At 52.5% G+C, this 795-nt stretch carries 1 protein-coding gene; it reads left to right on the forward strand.

The genetic code is table 11. The features are described from left to right. The first annotated feature begins 200 nt into the window (after positions 1-200). Positions 201-659 carry a hypothetical protein gene (locus ACR0NN_RS25280; RefSeq protein ID WP_170727522.1) on the forward strand — a complete coding sequence of 153 codons (459 nt, stop codon included), beginning with the start codon at positions 201-203 and terminating at the stop codon, positions 657-659. Positions 660-795 lie beyond the last annotated feature (136 nt).

A 795-nucleotide genomic window follows, 5' to 3' on the forward strand; every position in this document is an offset into this window, starting at 1 on the left:
CGACCTTTGACACGTGGTCGCGATGCTGCGGTCGCAGACCGCTTAGCGGACATTCGCCGTGACCTCCAAAACTAAAGTAGATTGAACTCACCGTTAGCGGACAAAGCTGACTTTGCAGGACCGGCTATGCGTTCCTTTCCTAGCAATAAATTTCGTAGGCTCTATCATGCTGGCTTTGTCCCACTGTCGAAGGAAACATCATGTTGCGCTCATTACTAATCCCCGCAGTTTTCATTGCGCCTCATAGCCTTACTGCCGAAGAGAAAGTGTCGGCAACGAACTTCTATGTCGTCAACCAAGAGCAAATTTCCGCAGGCGAGGACGTGTTCTGGAATGAGGACAACTATGGGACTTATACCGTTGACGAGGGACCAATCGATCCTGGTTTTGTCCGGTGCGTAGGCTCGGGTTTCGGTGGACCCAGCGGTGTCAGCGGCGGTGGCGTCTGTGTTTATGGTGAAGAAGAGGACACGTTCACCATGAAATGGGAGGTTGTTTCCTTCGGCGTCAACAACTGGCGGATCGTTTCCTCTACCGGCAAATATTCGGGGATGACCGGAGGTGGAACAACTAAAACACGTGTGGCGTCAAAATTCCTGGCGCTACCGCACCGTATTTCTGACTGGGAAGGCGAGGTTGACTTGCCCGATAAGGATTGAAACTCGAACTGAAAAGGTCGAGGATGATGCTGATTTGAAAGGTTGGCAAAGCCCGCATTGGGCTCAGTTCTGACATTGGAGCGGTGGCAGTATAAGCCCCTGCCCCGGTGACCATGACATGCCGAACGGCCCATTA

This window comes from Ruegeria sp. BA2, assembly GCF_056539605.1.

Excerpts from the sequence above, each read along its gene's own strand:
- ACR0NN_RS25280 (WP_170727522.1), top strand. The coding sequence starts at position 201 with ATGTTGCGCTCATTACTAATCCCCGCAGTTTTCATTGCGCCTCATAGC.